Here is a 20,598-nt window from a genome sequence, read left to right as displayed (position 1 = left end):
GCGGATACCGTGTATGAGCGAGAGCGGGCAACAGCATTGGCTTTTTACAGCGTGCTATTGGGCTCCTAATCTAATTTCTCTTTTATAATTTCGTCCACAACATCTGGATTTAATAACGTACTGATATCTCCTAGATTTGATAAATCGTTGGATGCTATCTTACGTAAAATCCTACGCATAATTTTACCACTACGCGTTTTTGGGAGTCCGTTTACAAATTGAATCTTATCTAACTTTGCAATCGGCCCAATATGTTCTGTAATCTGCTGATTAATCTCGTTTCTTAGATTGCTACGGTCTCTAGTTTCTCCTACTTCTTTAAGGATTACAAATCCATAAAGTGCATTACCTTTCACCTCATGTGGGAAACCTACAATGGCAGATTCTGCAACTGCTGGATGCTCGTTAATGGCATCTTCTATAGGCGCAGTTCCTAGATTATGGCCGGAAACAATAACTACATCGTCTACACGACCCGTAATTCTATAATATCCTACAGCGTCTCTTAGCGCGCCATCTCCAGTGAAATACATGTTCTCAAATGCCGAGAAATATGTTTCTTTATAACGTTTGTGATTTCCCCAAATGGTTCTTGCAATAGATGGCCACGGGAATTTAATACACATACGTCCACTCACACGATTTCCTTTAATTTCCTTCCCATTCTCGTCCATTAATGCTGGTTGGATTCCTGGTAATGGAAGTGTGGCATAGGTTGGAATTGTTGGGGTGGTATATGGAATTGGAGAGATCATAATTCCTCCTGTTTCCGTTTGCCACCAAGTATCTACAATTGGACACTGTGATTTCCCAACGTTATCGTTATACCAGTGCCATGCTTCTTCGTTTATAGGTTCTCCAACGGAACCCAAAACTTTTAAAGAAGATAGATCGTGCTCGGTTACAAAATCCAATTTCTCTTTTGCCAAAGCACGGATTGCTGTTGGCGCCGTATAAAACTGATTTACTTTGTGCTTTTCTATAACTTCCCAAAAGCGACCGTAATCTGGATATGAAGGTACTCCCTCGAACATCACAGTAGTAGCACCATTGGCTAGTGGACCATAAACAATGTAACTATGGCCAGTAATCCAACCGATATCTGCGGTACACCAATAGACATCGTTTTCTTGATATTGAAATATATTTTTAAAAGTATAGGCCGTATACACCATATATCCTCCCGTGGTATGCACCATTCCCTTTGGTGTTCCTGTAGATCCTGAGGTATATAATATAAAAAGTGGATCTTCGGCATCCATTATTTCGGGCTCACAATTACTATCTGCGGCATCTAATAATGGTTGTAACCACTCGTCTCGGTTTTCTTCCATATGGATATCTGCACCTGTTCTTTTAGCTACCAATACAGATTCTATGCTATTGCATTTCTCTAAAGCTTCGTCTACAATACCTTTTAGGTCTATAGATTTGCTCCCTCGGAAAGAACCATCTGAGGTGATTAGCATTTTACAGTCGGAATCGTTGATTCTTGTTGCCAATGCTGTGGATGAAAATCCTGCGAAAACTACGGAGTGGATCGCTCCTATTCTAGCACATGCCAATACGGAAATGGCTAGTTCTGGAATCATAGGAAGGTAAATACATACACGATCTCCTTTTTGGATTCCTTTTGATTTTAATACATTGGCGAATTTACAAACGCGCTCGTGCAAATCTTTATAGGTGATATGTAATGCTTCCTCTTTTGGATCGTTCGGCTCCCAAACAATGGCTGTTTTATCCCCACGAACGCGAAGATGCCTGTCGATACAGTTTTCTGTTATGTTTAGTTTAGCTCCTTCGAACCACTTAATTTCGGGTTTGGTGAAGTCCCATTCTAAAACATTATTCCATTTTTTTCGCCATACAAAGTGCTCTTCAGCTACTTCGCCCCAGAAACTCTCCGGATCGCGAACTGACTTTCGGTAAACTTGAAAATACTCTTCTAAGTGTTTGATGTGGTAATTACTCATGGTGACTAAAGTAATTATTTTTATGCAAAATACCTAAAGCGAAAACGTTAGAAATATCACAGTCAGTATTAAAGAAAATACGCAATAAGCATAGCAAAACATTGATATTCAACACAAAACACTCTAATCGTCAACTATATTCAATTGCTTCTGAAAACCCTATAATTTGTCCGTTTGTTTGGATTTTTTTGGTGTTTGTAGTGTGAAAATCGTTGTTAGACGAAAAAACGGGAGATTTTTTATAGTTTCTGAAAATAATAATTGCCTTTTTAGGCTACTAGACTCCTTTTAAGCATGTCATCATAGGCACTTTTAATAAGGTCTTTTCCATATTGATTTTCTAATCTTCGGATTATAAAGTGACCTTTTGCCATATCTTGGAAGTGATCTATAAAGATTGTATTTAATATTGCTCCCCCAGCGGCTCCAATTGCTGGAATAGATTGTGCTGCTGCTTTTTCGGTTACTTGAACGCTAAAACGTTCTGCAATATTTGATATGAGTCGTATTAATACTGGTGCTCCTTCGTCTGTTAATACTTTGGTGGCTGCAAATTCTGCTGCCTCCGAAACCGATTTTGCTAAGGCTGCTCTTACCGTAAAGTACCCACTTTCTACGGCATCGTCTGCAGCTCCTCTCCCACCGAGTGCAAAGACCTCAATACAGGCTAACTTTGTATCTGGATTATTTATAGATTCTCCTTCTGCCCTTGCTATATCTGCTATAGATCGTAACATTAAAGTGGTGGAAACAGGAAGTTCTATGGCCAATGCTGGTAATCCAAAAAAACCACCTACTCCCCCAGAAAAGGCTACTCCTATTTTATGCAACATATTAGAAGATCTATTCTTATTATTATCTTTTAAGGTAAGAACTGCGGCATCGGTAGCTTTTAGCAAAGCTGTTTTTGTAATCTCTCCTACTTTATCTCTCCAGTTTTCTGGTAATAGTTCTATACTTTTTTCAATTGGAGTACCTATAAAATTGGTGATCTTAGCTGCAATACCAGGATTTTCCAAGATAAGCATTGCCTTGTATAATTCTTCGCGATCTATTTCTTTCAGCTTCATATTTTCTTTCTTTTCTAATTAAAGGAATTACTAACTTCAATTGCACATCTCTCCATATCTATTCCTCTCTCTATCAAAGATAACGATTCAAGAGAAAATAGGTTTTAAGAAAAACATAAAAAAGCCTCGTACATATTAAACGAGGCTTTAGTTATTATCTTAATTTGAAGTCTTAACTAACTGTATATTCTCAAATCACTATAAAATAACCAAGCACTGGTTACTATTATAGTATTAAGATTCTGATTCTTGAAGCAGTTCTGTAAGCACTTGCTTGTAAACTTCTATAGGCTGTGCACCCGTTAATGCACTTTTAGTATTGAAAACTACTGTTGGAACAGAATTTACTCCTAAACTCTGCCAGTAAGCTTCCTTGGTTTGGATTTCCTTCTTAGCCTCTTTATTTTCTAGCCTTGCTAATGCCTCTTTTGAGTCTAATCCTATTGCTTCTACTTCTTTTAATAACACTTTTCTATCAGAAACGTCTTTACGTTCACTAAAAAAGGCGGTTATCAATCGGAGTTTCAATGCTGTTTGTTTTCCCTTTTCTTTTGCAAAGTCTATTAAAACATGGGCATCTCTAGTATTTACAATTTTCATATCATCAAAATAATCAAACTTAAATCCTAGCGCCTCTCCTGCTGCTGCCATTTGCTCTTGAGATCTCTTTTGATCTTCTCTACTTGCTCCATACTTGTTTTCAATATGCTCTTGCACATTTTCCCCTTCTACAGGCATATGAGGATTTAATTCAAAAGGCTGCCACTCGATTTCTACTTGATCTTCAATTCCCATTTCTGTAATTGCTGCCTCCAAACGTTTATAACCAACGATACACCAAGGGCAAACAACATCAGAAATAATATCTAACTTAATTTTATCTTTCATTTTTGAACTTTAATATTACTGTATATAATACTTTGTCGTATTACTTTATATATCCTTATAGTTAATGTATGCTAAATTTAGAATATCCGGAACTAAAGCATAAAAATCGACATGCCTTGCTTATACTCAACAAATAAAACTAAATGTATAGCTAAGTTTAAGTGAAGTTCTTCATTCAAAAATAAATTATTTACTGTACTATTTAACTTTTTAATTGATTTTATTCTTCAATATTGACTTAACATATGATTGCAAAGTGTTCAAATCATAACAATGAAAAGCAGAAAACACCTGTTTTATCGAGGAATACAACTGGTATTCAATCATCTAAAATAAGGCTTTAAAAAATGTAGAAAAAAATATATTTATTATAGAATATAAGTATATATTTGCCGCTACAAATTTTAAAAAATCAAATAATGATGAGAAATTTAATTACAACAATGTTTGCATTCGCTACTATTTGTTTGGTAAGTGCACAAGAGAAAGAATTAAAATCACAATTGAAATCTGGTGAAAGCATCACTTTTGCTAAAGGAGATATGTTCGTTGAAGGTGCTATTAAAATAAGTACAGGTGGAGAACAAGATTATTATGGGTTCAATCCAAAATTTGGATACTTTTTAAACAATAAACTTGCTGTAGGGGGAGAAGTAAATTTTGCTTCTAATAAAGTTGAAACACTAGACTCTAAAACTAATATCTTTGGAATAGGTGGTTTTGCTAGATACTATTTCTTAGAATTAGGGAAAAAACGTTTTAAAGCTTATGGTGAAGCTGGTTTAGGATACGGAAGAAATAAAACAGAAATTGCTGATATTGAAGATATTAGTAATAGTGTTACTGCTGACATTAATTTAGGATTGAATTACTTCATTACTAAGAACTTAGCTGCAACCTTTACATTAGCAAATGTACTTTCTTACAATAGCGTTTCTCCTGAAGAAGGACCTTCTTCAAATACTTTTGAATTAAATATTAACTTATTTGAAAATATATTTGACCAACCTCAATTTGGTTTATTATATAGATTCTAAAACCATATAAAATAGGTTTATAAATATAAATAGCGAGGAAATTTCCTCGCTATTTTTTTGTTCTAATTTGGTTCTATATGAATAAGAACATCTGCAATATTAGGTATTTCCTTTTGAAGATAATCTTTTAGGTTATGAGAGATATCGTGTCCCTCCCTCACAGAAATACTACCGTCTACAATAATGTGTAGGTCTACAAGAAATCTAGTTCCAGACTTTCTTACAAAGCACTTCTCGGTATCTATAACTCCATTTACATCTGTAGATTTCTCTCTAACTTCATGGATAAGGTCGTCATAGAAATGCTCGTCCATAATCTCTCCCAAAGCAGGTCTGAAGATTAAATAGCTATTATATAAAATGATTCCTGACGCCAATAAAGCAGCCCAATCATCTGCTGCTTCGTACCCTTTTCCAAAAAGAACAGCTATAGAAATTCCGATAAAAGCAGCCACAGAAGTTAATGCGTCACTACGGTGATGCCAAGCATCGGCACGTAGAGAAGAGCTATTTGTTTGGTTGCTTTTATTAATTACTATCCGATATGAAATTTCTTTCCAAATAATAATAATACCGAGAACAATTAATGTCCATGCTTTAGGACTTTTATGTGGTGTTCTTATATTCTGAATACTCTCATATGCAATTATAGTGGCAGAAGTCACAAGAAAGGCTACTACCAAAAATGTAATTACAGGTTCTATTTTTCCGTGTCCGTATGGGTGATTTTTATCTGCTGGTCTTTTTGCATATTTCAGCCCAAATAAAACCATTAAAGAGGCAAAAATATCTGAGGTAGATTCGATTGCATCTGCTATTAACGCATAAGAATTCCCAAAAAAGCCTGCTAATCCTTTAACTAGTGCTAAACCTATATTTCCTATAATGCTAAAATATGTAGTACGGATTGCAGTTTGCTCGTTGCTCATTCTTTTGATATCAAATCATTAATAATAGCGGCAATAAATCACAACTAAGTAGCTTTATTTTTAATCCTACAATCTATTCTAGAGATATTAAGCGAATAATAAAGATCTATTTAAGGTAATTCAATACATTCTCTTCTATTCTAGCCTGTATATTCTCAACATCAGCTTTAATAAACTTCTCTCCTGTAATATTTTCATAAAGCTCAATATATCTCTCTGATACACTGTTTATATATGCCTCATCCATTTCTGGAATCTGTTGCCCTTCTTTACCTTGGAAACCATTTTCAATTAGCCATTGACGTACAAATTCCTTGGATAACTGCTTTTGAGCTTCTCCTTTCTCTTGGCGGGTTTCATAACCATCAGCATAAAAATAACGAGAAGAATCTGGAGTATGGATTTCATCAATCAATACGATTTTCCCTTCTTTAGTTTTTCCAAACTCATATTTTGTATCTACCAAAATAAGTCCGCGTTCCGCCGCAATCTCACTTCCTCTTTTAAATAAAGCTCGTGTATATTCTTCTAAAATTAAATAGTCTTCTTCAGAAACAATACCCTTTTTTAAAATATCCTCACGAGAGATATCTTCATCATGATCTCCCTGATCGGCTTTTGTAGAAGGTGTTATTATTGGAGTTGGAAACTTATCGTTCTCCTTCATTCCCTCTGGCATTGCAACACCGCATAACGTTCTCTTCCCTATTTTATACTTACGAGCAGCATGCCCAGATAAATATCCACGGATAACCATTTCTACTTTAAAAGGCTCGCATAAGTACCCTACAGCCACATTAGGATCTGGCGTTGCCAGTAACCAATTTGGAACAATATCTTTAGTTGCATCCATCATTTTGGTAGCAATCTGATTTAATATTTGTCCTTTATAAGGAATCCCTTTAGGCATAATCACATCAAAAGCAGAAAGTCTATCTGTAGCAATCATAATTAACTGATCGTTATTGATATTATAAACTTCTCTTACTTTCCCTTTGTATAAACTTTCCTGATTTGGAAAATTAAAATTTGTATCTGTGATTGTATTACTCATAGGTATATGCTATTTATTTCTAATAGTTGATTTTAAAAACACCTTCATATTCCCTTTATAAAAAGCAGGGATATATTAAATTTTTTATACTAACTCCGATAAATTTATAGCTGAATGGAAGTTAGATTTTCTCCTGCAAAGATAAAAGATATTTTGAGTTGAAAGGGAACTATAAGCTTGTTTTAATACTGAGTTTTAAAAAAATATTATCACAAAAATACAATGCTATAAAATAAAGTAACAAAGTACTTTTAAAAAAGCAGCAAATAGTAAAAAAATTTATATTTTGCGGCCTTATTACAACCAACCTAAATATAGTAGCTTTAAATGACTTCTGAAATTACCCCCAAAAAATCTAAAAAACATTTTATAGTATTAGATGGATTAAGAGGTGTAGCCGCCCTTGCAGTGGTTATATTTCATTTTATGGAATGGATTTATACCGATTTTACACTGAATTTTATTGGTCATGGTTTTCTTGCTGTAGATTTTTTCTTTTGCTTATCTGGGTTTGTAATTGCATATGCTTATGATGATCGCATTGCAGATATAGGAATATTAAAGTTTTTTAAATCGCGAATTATAAGATTACATCCATTGGTAATTTTCGGCTCTGTTTTAGGGTTACTACTTTTCTTTTTAGATCCCTTTGATGCAAGTGAGGTTACCTATAGCTTTTTAGAAATGGGACTCATTTTCTTATGCTCTTTATTATTAATACCCTACCCTGTGATGGGCGAAAGAGGATTTAATAACTTTGGATTGAATGCTCCTTCATGGTCGCTATTTTGGGAATATATTGCCAACATTGCATACGCACTATTTCTGAATAAACTAAAGAAGCCTGTGCTGATTGTACTCACCATAATAGCTGCTGGTTTTTTATCTTATGTAGCCTATAATGCAGGTAATTTAATGGGTGGTTGGTCTAAAGATAATTTCTGGGATGGTTTTGCAAGGATCTCTTATTCTTTCCTTGCTGGGATTTTAATCTACCGCTGTAATTGGATTATAAAAAATAACTTAGGATTTATAGGTCTTTCATTATTGATTGCTGGAGCTTTTCTTATGCCCTATTTTTCTTTTAATTGGCTGTATGAACTACTGTGTGTTTTAATTTACTTCCCGCTACTTATAATGTTGGGGGCAGGAACAATTGAACCCGTTAAAACCAAAAGACTTTGTGTTTTCTCTGGGAAAATTTCATATCCCCTTTACATGACCCACTACGCTGGGATCTGGGTTTTCGGGAATTATTTAATAGCAAAAAACCCTTCTAAAGGTGAACTTACATTTATAGTTATTGGAGGTACTATACTATTTCTAATTGTTGCATATTTTGTTATGACCTACTTCGATGAACCAGTAAGGAAATACCTTAAAAGGAGGTTTAGATAGAAGAAAGCATTGTTTAAGCTACCAAGAATCACTATCAGAGACTCTTCTTCGGTTTCTTTACATTTAAGATAAAACATACGCGGAATACCTTCTTAGAGGATGCTAAAAAGTTGTGACTTGAATGATATTTTAAGTTTATTATATTCCTTCTATTTACACCTTATTAGTTTTATATCTTTTAGTTTCTCCGATTGCAATTGAAAGTCACTATTTTCAGTCCAATCTCTATGATGAGTTTCTGTATTGTAAAAACCAAGCCAATTAAAATTTATAATGTCTGATACATTATTATAGCTGATTACACCAATTATACTATCTTTTGAAAAGCTACCCCAATTTAAGCGCGCGCCCCCAGCTCCTAAATCATTAGGCTTGTTTAAATATATATGATATATTGAATCATTTTCCTTTCTTAATTCTCCATCTACATAAATTTGATTTGAATTTACTTCAATAAAGATGTTCTCATTATTTATTTTTAGTATTCCTAAATCATCACAATTTGTTTTCCAGTTATCGTTTAATCCTAAAGGAGAAGATTTTTCTTTTATGCGTGAATCATTGCATTGCTCCTTAGGTAAAGAATCATAATTTTTATTATCAATAGTATAAAAGCTAAAGTCAGGATTAACCTTTTCATCATCAAGATTATAGTACTCCCACAGAATTATTCTCTTTTCTTCATCTATCCAATACAGCCTATATTCTACATTTTCTGTAAAATCTTCAAAAGAGATAATAAATCCATCAGTAATCTCTTCTATTTTTTTTATTTTTTCAACTTCAACTGACATCCTGTAGAAATATAGACTATCATTCTTTATTTCAAAATTTAAAAAACTTTTCATACAAGGTCTATACTTTTTCTCTTCTTTATATTCGATAAATTGCCATGTTGTATTTGATAAGCTTTCTGGTACTTTACTTGTCTCACAAGAGGTAATAAATAAGTATATAAGTATGTATGCATATAAATTCCCTTTTTTCATCTTTTTTAATATTTATTTCTTCTAACTTGGGTTATTGTATAAGTTTTAGACCCTCCAGCAAATTCTCCCGTAATTTTATTATCTAATTGCAAATAAAGCTTATTATTTGCATTAATACCTTTTACATTTTTATTGATAGGATAAGTTCCTACTTCAAAGTATCTATAAAATATTCTTCCTTCTTCACATCCCCTACCAACAATAACAATAAAGTGGTCTGTAGTGCCCTCATTAATATTCTTATTTCTTGTTTTATCTTTTCTTAATGTATGATTTACTCCTACTAGTACTGGGAATTTTTTGTTTATTTGTTCATCCAAATAGTCCAATCCTTCTTTTGCTTTTTTCACTACTAATGTATCATTTTGTTCAAGCACAGTTTGAATCAAATTTGTTGGATATCCCGATCCTTCTTTTAAACCATAATTCATAAGTATCTTATTAAATGCCCTCCAACAAGCCAGCTTAGGTCTTTCTATATCAAACTGAGATACCCATTTACTTTCATCTGCTAAATCAATATGTTCTTTTCTACAATCTAAACAAACTTCTTTTTTACCACATTTACAACTAACCCCGAACTTCTTTAAAAAGCCTTTTTCAAGATGTAAATTACTCTTTTCTGCCAATTCATCCTTTAAACTGTCATCATAAAGCTTAAGAGCTTCCTTCATTGTTTTACTTGGTTGACCATATCTTCCAGGGGGTAAGCTTGCCCATTCGTAACTACCGTATTTCTCGGTAGCCTCTTGTATTTTCCCTTCAAGAATTAATTTAAGCATCCCCTTACGTTTATGCTTAAAAATGATAATACAGAATAAGTCTTGATTTAATGGTGAAAAATCTTTTATACCATAAACTTTACGCTGTATTTTCATATTAGTGTCATCCCAAGTATATCCCATTACTTGGTATGCGCCAGCAGCAGAGCTGTAAACTTTAACACCGTCACTTTTGGTATACCAATATACTTTTATTTTGGGATGGTCTGACATATCTTTATTATGCGGTGATTTTGTAAAGTCACCATGCCCAAATAGTTTGGTATACCCAACTTCTTTTTCTGTTCCTTCACCAGCCCTTAACATTCGCATATATGCTCTTACTCTTGCTTCACACTCACAAACTTTTTTTTCTTCTTGTTTCTCCTCAAACTTCAACTCCTCCCCAAGGATAACAGCATTATTGGTTTCTGCAAGGATATCAAATTCTTTGCTGCTTGATACTTTTAACATTAAAGCTATTATACTGCTGGTGCTTTCTTTTTCGGTTTATTTACTTAGTATTGGGGTTTGTTATGTTGTGGGCTCTTGGAAATTATTTTTCTTTAGTTAACAAATAACTTTCGTTAGGTGGATTTAACATATAGATATTATTACCACTCACACTAAAATTGCCTTGTTCATCTTTATTTATTTTATAAATATCTCCGTTAGAATTTTGTAATTTTAATGTGTCCTTGGTTGCCTTTACAATTTCTAAAGATTCTTTATCCTCATCAAACAAAACATATAAAGTTTCTTTTAGATAAAATTTAACAATGCCTTTAAATTCTTCACCCATATGAATAATATGATAATTAAAACTATAAACACCTTGCCAATTTTTAATATATAATGGTCTTTCCTTTCTTTCTTTTTCTTCAAGAGCTAATTTGTTACAAGTTTCCTTATCCCAACAATTAATACAAGGTTCTTTTACATATTCATATTTATTTGAGTATAATGAGTCAATATATATTTGATTATTATACTTTACTGTTTTATTCACAGTGTCTAATAAGAAAATTACTTCTTCAAAAGATTTTTCTTTTTTTGAATATGATGCTTTAATAGACATTATGTTATTTTTAAAATCTATCTTTTTTATGTAAAGATAGTAGGACTCTTGTCCCCAATTCTGATAAAGACTGTCTGTGTAAAATTTAAAAGAAGGTACAGATGCTGCACAGCTTTCAAAAATTACAAGTTTTGAATTATACTCATCTAATCTATAATAATTTGAACCTAATAAATATTTTTTATAATAATCAATGCTACTGTTTGTCTCACACCCAATCATTATGATAGAGCATATAAAGATTATAGTTGCTTTCTTCATCATTTATTCTTTCTTATTTCTGTTACTGTATACTTATGAGCTGAATTATAAACAGGAGATCCTTTTATAAAATTGTCTTCTAATGAAAGTAAATTTAAAGAACTTGTTCCTTTATCTTTATGACTTGTTCCTACTTCATAAAATATGTAACTAACTTTAGAGTCTTTACATATTTTACCAACTATAACAACAAAATGATCTGTTGCTTTATGAGAATTATATGTAGATATCTTCACTGAACGGTCTACACCCACTAGTACAGGATTCTTCAATTTTAATTGATTATCAATATAATCAATTCCCATTTGATAATCATTTAAGCTACTCATCGTTGTTCCTTCCTGCTTGGAAACTAAAATTCTATTTTGTGGATATCCAGACAAGTGAGGTAAAGAATAATTTGTTAAAATATCAATACAAGCTTTCCAACATTCCTGAGGTTCTTGAGTTTTCCATTTATTATTATCTCCTCTCAAATCAATATGTACTTGTCCGCAATCTGGGCAAACTCCTTCAGCAAATGCAGTACTACTACCATATTTACAATTACTTGTATCTCTTTTACACTTATTAACAAATCCTTTTCCTTGTAGTTCCCATCTTTCAATCTCTTTTTTAATTTCCCAAACATATGTTTTGTTATTTTCTGGCTTCTCTTTGTGAAATGCTGAATTTGCATCGTAACCATAGTATCTATAATATTTTGTGTTTTTTACTACCTCATTATTTTTATAATCTAACTCTAAGGTTTTATCAAACACAATATGGTTAGGCTCGTTACCTTTACCACAATCAACAGGAAAAAGTATTGCTAAATAAAAATCAACTAATGTATTTAACTTTCCCTTTTTTGATTTTAAATGCTTCTCAACATAGTCTAGTTGCTCTAAAACAGTCATTTTTTTTAATTCTTGAACACTAGTGTCAAGGCCTCTAGCTGTATCTGGCATAAATTGTATTAAACCTGTAGCTTTAGTTTTTTTATTTTGAATTGAAGGGTCGAATTTACCACCTGTTTCCAGAGCCATAGCACACATAAAAATATTTGGGTCTGCTTGTAATCTTTCAGCAATTTCGATAACTTTTTTTCTTTCATCACAAGAGAGTTTCTTTCCCCAGCTTAAAGGCTCACAAGTTGCGAGGTTGTTTTTTTCAATAGGAGTTAACTCCTCCCCAAGGATAACAGCATTATTTTTTTCAGTAGCTTCGCTTAATTCTACAGACGTGGCTACTTTTAGCATGAGGGCATTTATGCGCTTATGTACTACATAACCTCCTGAAAAGATCCCTATGTCTAGCTCATAGTCATTTTTTTGCTTTTTTTCTTCGGTGCCTTGGTTTACATTTTTAATAAAATAGGCTCTTGGAAACTCTTCTTCGGTTTCTTTACATTTAAGATAAAACATACGCGGAATACCTTCCTTGCCTACTTTATGTTCACTCTCCCATGTTTGAGGTATTGCAAAAGTAGTCTCACCATTACCTTCGTCATCTATTTCTACACAGACAGTGATGTTTTTATTAACATCATCCATAGTATCATAGCTACTATAATTGTCGGTATAGTTGTCTTGCTTTACATCTTCAAATACTTCAAAGTTTAAGGTTTCTCCAACAAAATTTCTGCTGCTAAGTTTTATATTTACGGTATCGCCATACTTAATGATACCTGTATGTAAACTTCCATCGCTTTCATAAATTTTTAAGCCTGTTATTTTTTTCTTGCTACTTACATTTAGGTATTTTGGTGTGCAATTGTCCGATATTATATATTCATTGTTGGCCTTTGGAAATTGGTCTGTACCTTGTACATAAAAACCAAACTCTTCAATAGTAAAAAAATATTCTAAATTATCTGTTTTTTCATACTTTGGTAATTTAAAACCTTGGTTTATAATACCATTTACTTTTTCTATTTCTATACAGTTTGCTTGTTGCTTTGTATAGGAAGTGCTCCCCTTTTTACCAAACCAAACATTTGGTTGTAGTTGTTCTCCTTGTAAACCTACGGTTTCTATATGGATATACACTTTATGTTCAAAACCACTTTTACTTATTGAATTACCATTTTTATCAGCCCAGTAGGCTTTGGTAATTTTGGGTTGAATAGCCTTTATCGTAGCGTTGGTTCCATTTGGATATTTTGCAAAAGCTTCTACATGCCACTCCCCTTCTTTCTCGGATGTACCTGTATAGGTTAACCCATTTTCGTTTGCTACTATATTATTATCGTTTGCTGCTTCACCTTTATCATAAATGCACCATTTGGGTGGAGCATCGCCCAATGCTTGATTATATGGCAATACATAATGTGCGGTAAAGGTAACTTGATGACGTTCTTTAGCAGATTCACCCTGATTTAAAACGCTAATCGTATTTTTATCTGCACTCACCCTAGCAACTACATTATTTTTAATTGTAAAAGTTATGCTTTCTGTTTTACCATTTAGAGCTGCATTAACAGTAACCTCTTTTCTGCTAGTATTTAGTTGTGGTTTTATTTTTATTTGCGTCGAACCTGTTACTCTTTCAAAATCAATAGACTCTTTATTACAAATAACTTCCCAATAAATATCTTTATGTTTTATTGCTGTACCATCTGGAAATAGCGTATCAGTAGCTATAACAATTGTTTCTTTAGGTCGAATCTGCTTTATGTGTGTGCGGTTATCTTCATTTCCATAAAGAGTTAATCCTTTTATTTGCTGGTATGCTATCTCTAGTAAGTTACTGGCTACTCCTTTACCTGTATTAGTATCAAACTTTTTGGTATCACCATAGGCTTCTATTGCATATGTTCCTAAAGTGCGATAAGGAAAAACAAAAGTCTTTCCATGATCTATAAACGTATGATGATGCCTATAAATTCCATTTTTATTTTTAACATATACTGCCCAATTTATGGCTGATGCTTGTTCCTTGGTTATTGTTTTAGGATTATTAACCTGAAATGTTAATTTTGACAGCTCTTGGTTTATCCTATACGTACCAGTATCATCTGGAGCTAATGCCCCTTTTACGTTAATGTCTAATATTTCTATTGACTCCTTGTCTTCAAACTCACCTTTTGCTAACTTTTCTATTTCCTCCTCATCCAGCAAACCTCCTAAAAGCATTTGTGCTACTTCTGGTGATACCTGAGAAACATCTGATATAGTTACTACTTGGCTCTGCCCATGAGTAGTAAAAGTTATTTTACCTTTAAAACTACATTCGCCTTCGCTCTCCTCTAATAAAGCTTCGCCATTTCCTGCTTGCGCTAATTTTATGGCTTGGTAACTTTTATCCCATTTGGTTATATTAGGTATACAGGCTTTGTATTGTCCAAAACCTAAAGGCTGCTTTAAACACGTACCAAAAGTATTGGCTTGTTTTTCAAAAGGTAAAGGTAAATCGTTTGTAGTGGCTATTAACTTTTCTGCTCCATCTTTATCGTTTATATAAACATGTCCATGACTTATTACTTTTAATAATGCTGGCAGTTTCTCTTTACTTTGATCACACATACATTCTGCACCATTACATATTGGGTATATGCCTGCTTTATTTGGTTTCCCTGAAGATTCTTGTGTGGTTGTTCCTTCTGTTTCTGTAGTGCTAGTGCTTTCTGAAGTAGTTTCGCTACTGGTTTCTTGGGCTGTTGTTTCTTCTTCCTTTGGAATATCCATAGGAATTAAAATAGGCTCTTCCTTATACTTGCCCCAATCCACATACATTTTGTTAGCGTCCTTTATTTTATTAAAGAGCTCTTTGATTGATGTATTTGGGTGGTGTTTCTTATAATCAGAAATATATTTTTCTGCTAAACTCCATGGACTATCTCCTGGTTTTCTTGTATGTATTATTGGATCGTCTTCCATAAGATTATACGTTTTGTAAAGTTAGTATAACTTGCTTTTTGTAATTGCCAACTTGTACAATTTTAGTAACTGTACTTTGATTTATCCAAACACTTTTATAATCTAAAAGGGTGCAGTCTTGTATACTTATTTCTAAATTGTCTAAATTAAAGCCCTCAACTTTATTTTTAAAATAAGCTTCTAGTTGTTCGGTATTTATTTTTGCTTTGTTTAAGCTAGCGTCTGTTTGTACATACAATTGCTCATTTTTTAAGCTTAGTGTTTTTTCAGATGCAAAGGGTAATAGATTATTTCCTAAAATACCGCTACAATTAAATGTTGCTCTACTCTTTCCATAATACACCAAATAATCATTTAAAAAAGAACGATAAAATGTTTGTAATACAATATTCGAATTTATACGCTGTATCAATGTCTGCTTGTTATTATATGTAACATCTAATCTAGTTATTAACTGATCTACGGACGCTCCTGTAAACTCTTTCTTTATGATGCTTTTTACTTGTTCCCATTTTTTTAACAAATGACGATACTTATAAAGTTCATTTACATTACCTTGTTCGGTACAACGAAACTCAATAGCATTTAAAGATTCAGTTGCTTTAAGGTATAGCTCATTTATTTTGGTTGGAACAGGAGCACCATCTACAGTTGTCTTACCCTTGATAAAAGAAAAAAAATGATTCTCATACGAGATGTCTAATAAATAAGTTATAGTTTTTTTTACAGGCTTCTCTACACCTATAATACTTGTTTGTATACTTACATTGTAGGTTCTCTTATCTGAAACGGGATGCCGTTTTGGAGGATTTTCTAGTATGTATGGGGCTTGATTCATAGTTCTTTTTTTAAAGGCATTAAAAATTATAGTCCTCGCTATTTTTTAGCAGAATCATAGACTTTCATCTTTTTTTTGAAATCTTATGAATTACCCATCCTAAAAACCCACCAAATAGACTCACTGCTGTAAGCCTTAAAATAAAAGCTGTTTTATTTGGAATAGAAAAACCCCATTGCTTATTAATTGGTGCAGTTTCAGCATATGCAAGCGAAGCATCAAATAAAACGATAAGCACTCCCAAAACCAGACCTATTATAATTAAACCTTTCTTCATCTTTAATCACTTAATACTTTTGGTGGAAAATAATTTTTATTTTCATCCCTTTCTTTTAATTCAATTTGCAACTTTATTTTTGCTAAAAAAGAAAGTGTTTTTATTTTGTTTGCGACATCTTCCCAATCCTTATTTGAAACTTTGTCATCATAGTCATCATTCTTTGAAGCTAATTCAGCTAATTCAGGTGTTCCATATATATCATCTTTAGGTGTATAAGCAAAACAGCCATATGACCCTCCAACATGGTCGTAACCTCCAACTTCATATACACCACCAACATGAATCATTATATCTGTAGCAAAATTCTCATCAGCTCTAGCTCCATCAATTGGTGTACCGTCAATATTAAATTGAGTACTTAAAGGCTGTGCAGGTATTTTTCTTTCCCCAAAACGAGTAAAAATAAAAGCATCTAATTTAGATGAAATATGCATTGGGTTTGGGTAACTTGGTATCCAAAAAACACTATATAAGTTGCTAGAATAATCAGCAGGAACGAATGCCCTATTTAATAATTTATATTTTTCATCTTTAGTTTTTCCTAAATTATACCATGCATCTCTAGTAACGCTAAATGAATCAATAACTTCTGAATGTTTTATGTTGTTTTTAAAATCTACTTTTGCTTTTACAATCTCTGTCTTATAGGTTGGAACAACAACAACAGGGTCTGAAAAAGTATAATCTAAACCCTTTAGTCCTTGTATTGAATACCCTGTCTTTTCATTAGTTATAATTAATCTTATTACTTCGGTAAGCTTAACTACACACACGGCACTAACATCATCTGTTGCTTTTTGCAAATAAGCATAAACTTTCACTTTGTTATTGTCCCAAACTTCGTCGCTAATAGTAACCTCTTTTACAACGGTACTCCCAACTACACGTCCTTGTTTTGGAAAATCTTTTATGCCTTCATCATCTAATTGATATGCCCATTTTACTTTTTCTAGCTCTTTTTTATCTTTTGGTTTCCTTGAAAACTGTACTGCTTTAAACGTGTAAGTTTTGCCTATTTCTACTTCTGTAACATCACAAGTTACTTTAGTTACTAATAGTTCTTCCCTTTGCTGGGCTTCGGGTGCTACGTAACTATCATAAATAATATCCTTTTTAGCAGAGTATTTAACACTTTTAGCTGCATTTAAAATAAGATCTCCATTATTAGCGTTTAGGGTCATCTTCTCTGCTGTCTTAGTAATGACCTTGCCTGTCTTTAAAATATTTCCAGCCATCCTAAAACAAGTTTACTTTATCACCTGTGTTACTCTTAACATTGCCAGAACTGTTAAGTTCTATATCCTCTTTTGAAGTGTTCTTGGATATGATATCGGCATGCTCATCTAGATTTACAGCCAATGATTCAAAATTCTCACTAGCTTGCTCTGTAATATTCTTTGCCAAGATGCTTAAATCTTCGCTTGCAGTAATAGTAGCATCACTACCTGCACCCATCGTAATATCATCACCAGCATTTATTCCTATATTCTCTCCTGCACTGGCTGTTAAGTTTTCACTAGCAGTTATATCTATATTTTTTGCGCTCATACTTATATTTTCAGGAGCACTTATACGTATACTAGAGTTAGCAGTATCAATAAAAATGATGTTTTTATTTTTATCGGTAATAGTTATGCTTTCTTGTTTATCGGTATCATTAAACTCTATAACATGCCCAGATCGGGTAATAATACTTTTATGGGTGTTTAGGTTTTTACCTCCAGCACCGGTAGTCCCATTAAATACACTCCCCATTACAAACGGACGGTTTGGGTCTCCATATCGGAACCCTACCATTACTTGATCGCCTTCTTCAGGGATAAATACATGTCCGCGGTTCTGTGCATGGTGCTCACTCTGTCCTGCATCTGGAGTCATTACACGCAGCCATGCTGTTTTCTGTTCGTATTTTTGCCATTGAAACTGTACTTCCACACGCCCCTTGCCTTGTGGATCTTCATTAGATACCACCGTTGCCATTTGTATATTTGCCTTTGGCATGCTTACTTTTGGCTCTGGTAAAATAGCCACACCACTTGGAATGGCTTTAAAGTGGCATGTATAAGTATTGGTACTTGCCGCTTCGTGGGTGATTTCTATAATTAAATACTCCCCATAATTCTTAATATCAAAACCTGCTTTCCCAAGGTTCATAGCGGAGCTTATTTTTATAATACTCCCCACCGTTAAGTTTTGCACATTACAGTCGGCCTCCAATACATTTAAATCGGCCACCGCTGCTGCTTGTTTGTTTTTTAAAGCACTCTCTAGCTCTCCCTTATCTTTGGTACGCACTACAGAATGACTATTTGGTATGGTATTAAATATTTCTAGGGAAGTATTAAAGGCTTCCATTCCTAACTCGTTAAGACCTTCTACATCGTTCTTTGTCTTTCCTTCATTCTTGGTATCGTACAAACTATTGTACGAGAATATATTGTAACTATTGGCGCTCGCATTTATTCCTATGGAAATATTAGTGAGTTCTCTACCGTATTCTAAGGAAGTAACCTCACTTATGGTAGGTTTTCCAAAAACGAGCTTTATCCCATCATAATACAACCATTCGTTATGCTGCTTTGCCAAACGCTGAAGAAACTTAAAATGACTCTCTCCATATTGAGATTCATAAGAAAGTGCGCGTGTGTGTTTGGGCTGTATTTGTGCCTGTATGTTGGTAACTTCTACAGTATCTTTTACAATATTGTATAAACTCTTATTAAGCCAAGAAAAGGTATGCTCCCCTTGTTCTAATAAGATTGTTTTGGAGTATCCAGAGACTAAAAGAACTCCATGATGACCATTTTGATGCGACATCTTTACATTGGTAATTACACCTAAAAATTCAGTATCATCAAATGTAATAATCAAAGATTTTCCTAACCATTCTTTTGAAGCTTCCAGTGTGTGTGAACCAAAAGACTCTATAGTATCATGATCTACTACAACTCTAAAATAATGATGATGATTAATTGCTTGCTTCAATACTATGTTCTCAAAGCGTTTTAATTGCTTCCCATCGATACTTACTTGAGTATTTATTTCTTTAATTTTCATACTTACTTAGTTTCTTTTTTTAATTTACACCCCATTAATCAATAATTTTATAGTATTAAATACTTGGTAGCACAACTTATAGGAAAAGGTGTGAAATTTTAAAATTATATGCTGATACACCTAATAAAATCACATACAAACTACATGTAATATAAAAGCCAATCAAAAACTCTATTGATATACAGGAACTACTTGTTTTAATGTTCCTCAATAAAACCACTGTTATTTATAGAGAAAACATGAAAACAGCAATCTCTTAAATAAAAATTTATGCATTTTGATTATTTATTAGTTAACCAAATAACCTTCTAAATATTTTACCCCCATATAGAACATAAAAGCAAAACTTCCCCAAAAAAATAAAAAAGCAAAGGTGTTTTTCCTTCTACGTTCGTCTTTACTCAATTTTTTATACTCCTTTTCTATTCCCCATTTAAAAATTGCCTTTTTAGCCATTTTTCGAAATCCATAACCTATCCCTAATGCTATAATTACTATTCCTAAAAATATTGGAGGAAAGCTTTTAAATTTAAAATCAATAGAACCTAATATAATACAGTATAGACCCATGGCTTGAAAGGTAAAAGATGTCAGAAATGTATACACTGCTGCTGGGACTACATTTTCTGGTAGCTTCTTGTTCACCCACCGTCTTGCAAAACTATAATTAGCAAAAAGTAATCTTTTAAACAAAAATTGATACATTTTGGCTCTTTATTAATTAACCAAATAACCCTCAGCAAATCTTACCGTTAAATAAAAAAACAATGCGAAACTACCCCAGAAAAATAAAAAAGCAAAGGTGTTCTTTCTTTTACGTTCGTCTTTACTTAATTTTTTATACTCCTTTTCTATATTCCATTTAAAAATTGCCTTTTTAGCCATTTTTCGAAATCCATAACCTATCCCTAACGCTATAATTACTATTCCTAAAAAAATTGGAGGAAAGCTTTTAAATTTAAAATCAATAGAACCTAATATAACAAAATATAATCCTGAAACTTGAAAGGTAAAAGATGACAAAAAGGTTTGTAAGGTAAAAGGAATCACATTTTCTGGTAACTTCTTGTTTACCCATCGTCTTGCAAAACTATAGAATGACAAGAGTAATCTTTTGAATAA

The 20,598-nt window shown here is 33.0% G+C and carries 17 protein-coding genes; 2 read left to right on the top strand and 15 right to left on the bottom strand.

The annotated features are described in order from the left end of the window. Positions 1-65: 65 nt before the first annotated feature. The 3 genes from acs to JM658_RS10960 form a co-directional block, all read right to left on the bottom strand. A complete protein-coding gene (acs, locus tag JM658_RS10970) occupies positions 66-1,976 on the bottom strand; it encodes an acetate--CoA ligase (RefSeq protein ID WP_236959309.1) in 1,911 nt (636 codons plus the stop codon). A gap of 269 nt (positions 1,977-2,245) precedes the next feature. Then, complete coding sequence (locus tag JM658_RS10965; protein WP_236959308.1) at positions 2,246-3,046, bottom strand: EcsC family protein; 801 nt, start codon at positions 3,044-3,046, stop codon at positions 2,246-2,248. 234 nt (positions 3,047-3,280) lie between these two features. After that, on the bottom strand, positions 3,281-3,934 hold the full coding sequence (locus JM658_RS10960; RefSeq protein ID WP_236959307.1) for a DsbA family oxidoreductase: 654 nt from the start codon (positions 3,932-3,934) through the stop codon (positions 3,281-3,283). A gap of 419 nt (positions 3,935-4,353) precedes the next feature. Here JM658_RS10960 and JM658_RS10955 point away from each other — a divergent pair, with 419 nt between their 5' ends. Beyond that, entirely contained in the window at positions 4,354-4,971 is a 618-nt protein-coding gene (locus JM658_RS10955) for an outer membrane beta-barrel protein (RefSeq protein WP_236959306.1), read from the top strand. Positions 4,972-5,033: 62 nt separating this feature from the next. Here JM658_RS10955 and JM658_RS10950 read toward each other — a convergent pair whose 3' ends face one another. Together JM658_RS10950 and JM658_RS10945 are read right to left on the bottom strand one after the other, a co-directional pair. Then, on the bottom strand, positions 5,034-5,900 hold the full coding sequence (locus JM658_RS10950; RefSeq protein WP_236959305.1) for a cation diffusion facilitator family transporter: 867 nt from the start codon (positions 5,898-5,900) through the stop codon (positions 5,034-5,036). 106 nt (positions 5,901-6,006) lie between these two features. Beyond that, a complete protein-coding gene (locus tag JM658_RS10945) occupies positions 6,007-6,954 on the bottom strand; it encodes a phosphoribosylaminoimidazolesuccinocarboxamide synthase (RefSeq protein WP_236959304.1) in 948 nt (315 codons plus the stop codon). Between the two features lie 327 nt (positions 6,955-7,281). On the opposite strand from JM658_RS10945, the gene JM658_RS10940 reads away from it, so the two are divergent. Beyond that, the gene (locus JM658_RS10940) at positions 7,282-8,352 is read left to right on the top strand and encodes an acyltransferase family protein (RefSeq protein ID WP_236959303.1); all 1,071 of its coding nucleotides are present in this window, start codon (positions 7,282-7,284) and stop codon (positions 8,350-8,352) included. 149 nt (positions 8,353-8,501) lie between these two features. On the opposite strand, the gene JM658_RS10935 is transcribed toward JM658_RS10940, so the two are convergent. The 10 genes from JM658_RS10935 to JM658_RS10890 all read right to left on the bottom strand — a co-directional run bounded on the left by JM658_RS10935 (position 8,502) and on the right by JM658_RS10890 (position 20,580). Continuing rightward, positions 8,502-9,341: a hypothetical protein gene (locus JM658_RS10935; protein ID WP_236959302.1), complete on the bottom strand. Its 840-nt coding sequence runs from the start codon at positions 9,339-9,341 to the stop codon at positions 8,502-8,504. A gap of 5 nt (positions 9,342-9,346) precedes the next feature. Then, positions 9,347-10,576 carry a glycoside hydrolase family 24 protein gene (locus tag JM658_RS10930; protein ID WP_236959301.1) on the bottom strand — a complete coding sequence of 410 codons (1,230 nt, stop codon included), beginning with the start codon at positions 10,574-10,576 and terminating at the stop codon, positions 9,347-9,349. A gap of 82 nt (positions 10,577-10,658) precedes the next feature. Further along, the gene (locus JM658_RS10925) at positions 10,659-11,444 is read right to left on the bottom strand and encodes a hypothetical protein (protein WP_236959300.1); all 786 of its coding nucleotides are present in this window, start codon (positions 11,442-11,444) and stop codon (positions 10,659-10,661) included. Beyond that, the gene (locus JM658_RS10920; protein WP_236959299.1) at positions 11,441-15,301 is read right to left on the bottom strand and encodes a DUF4280 domain-containing protein; all 3,861 of its coding nucleotides are present in this window, start codon (positions 15,299-15,301) and stop codon (positions 11,441-11,443) included. Before JM658_RS10920 ends, JM658_RS10925 begins: the two co-directional genes overlap by 4 nt. 4 nt (positions 15,302-15,305) lie before the next feature. Further along, positions 15,306-16,139: a hypothetical protein gene (locus JM658_RS10915; protein ID WP_236959298.1), complete on the bottom strand. Its 834-nt coding sequence runs from the start codon at positions 16,137-16,139 to the stop codon at positions 15,306-15,308. A 64-nt stretch (positions 16,140-16,203) separates the two neighbouring features. Beyond that, entirely contained in the window at positions 16,204-16,416 is a 213-nt protein-coding gene (locus JM658_RS10910; protein WP_236959297.1) for a hypothetical protein, read from the bottom strand. A gap of 2 nt (positions 16,417-16,418) precedes the next feature. Continuing rightward, on the bottom strand, positions 16,419-17,654 hold the full coding sequence (locus tag JM658_RS10905) for a hypothetical protein (RefSeq protein ID WP_236959296.1): 1,236 nt from the start codon (positions 17,652-17,654) through the stop codon (positions 16,419-16,421). A gap of 1 nt (position 17,655) precedes the next feature. Then, entirely contained in the window at positions 17,656-19,476 is a 1,821-nt protein-coding gene (locus JM658_RS10900; RefSeq protein ID WP_236959295.1) for a type VI secretion system Vgr family protein, read from the bottom strand. 288 nt (positions 19,477-19,764) lie between these two features. Next, positions 19,765-20,169, bottom strand: coding sequence for a hypothetical protein (locus tag JM658_RS10895; RefSeq protein WP_236959294.1), 405 nt, complete (start codon positions 20,167-20,169; stop codon positions 19,765-19,767). A 24-nt stretch (positions 20,170-20,193) separates the two neighbouring features. After that, positions 20,194-20,580: a hypothetical protein gene (locus JM658_RS10890; protein WP_236959293.1), complete on the bottom strand. Its 387-nt coding sequence runs from the start codon at positions 20,578-20,580 to the stop codon at positions 20,194-20,196. Positions 20,581-20,598: the final 18 nt, after the last annotated feature.

It is taken from the genome of Joostella atrarenae, from assembly GCF_021764745.1.
Classification (GTDB): domain Bacteria; phylum Bacteroidota; class Bacteroidia; order Flavobacteriales; family Flavobacteriaceae; genus Galbibacter; species Galbibacter atrarenae.
The sequence above is the reverse complement of the archived record's forward strand: the minus strand, read 5'-3'. Positions and strand labels throughout refer to the sequence as shown.